This window comes from Kaistella sp. (genome assembly GCF_049588135.1).
GTDB lineage: Bacteria > Bacteroidota > Bacteroidia > Flavobacteriales > Weeksellaceae > Kaistella.
Window position 1 is genome coordinate 1 of sequence record NZ_JBAVFG010000250.1, and the last position, 2,953, is coordinate 2,953.

The 2,953-nt window shown below is 34.2% G+C and carries 4 protein-coding genes; all 4 read right to left on the reverse strand.

From position 1 onward, the window contains the following. Nucleotides 1-221: 221 nt before the first annotated feature. On the reverse strand, nt 222-1,067 hold the full coding sequence (locus WBY99_RS13355) for a hypothetical protein (protein ID WP_423976830.1): 846 nt from the start codon (nt 1,065-1,067) through the stop codon (nt 222-224). A 12-nt stretch (nt 1,068-1,079) separates the two neighbouring features. After that, nucleotides 1,080-1,544, reverse strand: a complete 465-nt coding sequence (locus WBY99_RS13360; RefSeq protein WP_423976831.1) for a hypothetical protein — start codon at nt 1,542-1,544, stop codon at nt 1,080-1,082. A 160-nt stretch (nt 1,545-1,704) separates the two neighbouring features. After that, the gene (locus WBY99_RS13365; protein WP_423976832.1) at nt 1,705-2,214 is read right to left on the reverse strand and encodes a hypothetical protein; all 510 of its coding nucleotides are present in this window, start codon (nt 2,212-2,214) and stop codon (nt 1,705-1,707) included. Between the two features lie 16 nt (nt 2,215-2,230). After that, nucleotides 2,231-2,953, reverse strand: a 723-nt coding sequence (locus WBY99_RS13370) for a hypothetical protein (protein WP_423976833.1), incomplete at its 5' end; no start/stop codon positions are given.

The following is a 2,953-nucleotide window of genomic DNA, read 5'->3' on the forward strand; positions in this document are numbered from 1 at the left end:
TTTTGGTATAATTGACCCTTACATTTCCCAAGTGGTCTTTGTACTGGTAAATATATCTTTTATTTTTGAAATCGTAAAACCCCTCCGAAGTGGGGAAGAAAACCAGTTCCATAACGGTTTCTCCTCCAGGGGGCGCAGCTTTTACTTCTTTTTCCGCCATTAAAAAGGCTTCGGGTTCTGAAGCCGTTTTTGCTTTTTCTCTCTATACTCATACTTATTGTTTACGGTTTTAAGTCTTCTCTATTATGAGTGTAATGCTTTCTATTCTTAAATGAAATATTTTTTAATTTTTTGAGTTTTGTAATTGGAAATAAATCTCCATCTAAAATATTAGTAGATTCATAAAACATGAGCATTTCTAAATTCTCTAAATGCTCAATACCTTTTAAAGTTTCTATTTCTCCATCATCAAGAAGAAGTAATTTTTTAAGTTTATGTAATCCCAGTATCTCTGTTATAGAGTTTATTTTTTTACATCTATGAATTTCAAGCTCTTCTAATTGTTTTAGATTTTCAATACCTTTTAAGGAACTGATATTTTTTAAATTTGCTAATCGCAACATTTTTAAATCTATAAGTGTTGATAATCCTTGAAGATTTTCTAATGGAGAATTTAGGATTGATAATTCTTCAATATTTTTAAAGTTAGAGAATACTTCACTATCTTTTTTATTATATCGATTAATAAAAAGTTTTCTCATATTTGATTTTTCAAATAAGGAATCAGAACCCTTAATCCATTCGAAACCACAATCTACAAGTTTAGGAAAAACATTAAAATCTACAGGTGTTTTACTATAAGTCGAAATACTCATGGATTCAATTTCAGTAAGATAATGCAATGGTATCAAAGACTTAAGCCCACCATCTAATATTATTATTGATTTTAATTGAGGGAAGTTTTTTAAAAATTCTATATCACTTCTTTTCCATCCTTTCCCAACATTAAGTTCCAATTCCATAATTTTTTTTTCTTGTAAAATATTTATAAAGGAATCATCCCATAATGTTTTAATTATAGCTCTTAAGCCAAATAATCCTTGTTCAAATTCAATACTGTTATTCATTTTTTTATTTATTTAAGGCATTAAATGCTGTCTTGCAGGACCAATTGGATTTCTTATATTATCCAAGTTATCAACTCCTCCTAAATCTCTTATTCTCAATTGTTCTGCAACTTCTCTAGTGGTTTTTCCACCCAAAACTTCTTTTACAATAACTTGTGCTCCTTCCGGTAATTTTCCTGAATCAATATGTTGCATTAATCGTTTTAGTATATCTTTAGATTGACCTACATAAGTTTTTCCCGATTCTGCAACAAATTCATAAATTCCCTCAATAGTTTTACTTTCCGATTTCAAGAAATTTTTCACAGCACCTTTCATCGGGTTATGACCATAATCAGAAGTTCCTTTAAATATTATATCTCTGATATTTCCAAGGTTTGGACTTTTACCAACTTTATCCCATAGATTTAATTTTACTCCAAAATTTGTTGTACAATGGGCACACACTAATACATTATCTTGTATAATGCTTTCCATATCGGGATTATCTGCAATAGCATATTTTTTTTAAATATCCGTACCACATCACTGTTAAGCTGTGTTAAATCAAATGCTATCAGCTGCATATATCTTTTCTCCTTGTCACTGATCGGTACGGAAAATATGTCGCCTATTTTTGTTACTACTCGTTTTGCCATTACTCAAAATCAGGGTAAATAAAATCATAATACCCCTTTTTTATCCTGTCCACAATCGCATAAGGCGGAATGACAATACCGATTTCTGCATTTCTGTTTTCGCCCAGCAATCTGCCAACTCTCGTAAAATTATCGTCCCCAATGTGCCAAATATGCCAGTTATGGGACAACTTTATAGGTTCTTCACCTTGTTTATGACCATAATCATTAGTGCTTCGGAAAAGTATTTCTGAAAAATCCTCAATGATGTTTGCCTTGCCTTCTTGATTGAAAAAATTTTGTTTTACTCCTACATTAATCATTGTATGAGCGTGAAAATCTGTTTCACCTTTGATGATTTTATCAAAATCCGGTACAGTATCTTCCGTATATTCTTCTTTAAAGGCTCTGATAACATCGCTGTTGAGCTGGGTAAGGTCATTCGTAATGTACTGAAAGTATTTTTTGTTCCCATTATCCAGTTGTACTGAAAAGATATCGCCTTTTTTGGTAACTACTCGTTTTGCCATTTCTTGTTATATTATTTTAAGGAGTTACTCCATACATCCACCAGTTGGCTGGTGCTATGGAATTGATTTGATTGTATAGATTTGGTAAGCCGTGCTGGTTAATTAGATTCTGTTCCCATACACGGGCCTGTGTTCTTGTCAGTCCTGTTGCACCGTCCACGCCATAATAGAATAAGCTAGATTTCGGACCTCCTGCTGCTTCGTGTTCTGCCCAACGTAATGTAGGGTCTCTTTTGGTAATACCTACATATTTCACAATGCCGTTTTCAATGCCTTGATATACAGAATATGCGCCCGCTCTCTCAGCACCTAATTCTGCTTTCAATACACTGGGATTGCGGGTAATTAGTAAAGCTGCAGCACCGAAAAGCATTGCTGCTTGCTTATTTTCAGGTTTCATGTTCGCTATGGCAATACCCAAAACATCCCACATACTGTCCATCATCATTACCCCGCCGTCATTGTACCTTCCTGCATTTGTCATACGATCCCAAGCAAAATCACTCTTTGCATTCCATCCATCCATAAAGGAGTTAAAATGACTCTGTACCTGTTTGCCTCCTGTTAATGTAATACTAGGGATATCAATATAGCCGCCGCCTGAAGAATAGGCGCCACCACGACCTCCGTAAAAGCCGGTGGAAGAGTTAAAGTTCATCCCAATTCCATCATTGCTCATTGTATCGCCCCAGTTATTGGTAAAGCTTCCGTCATTGTTATTATTCCACGTTGTGCCGGA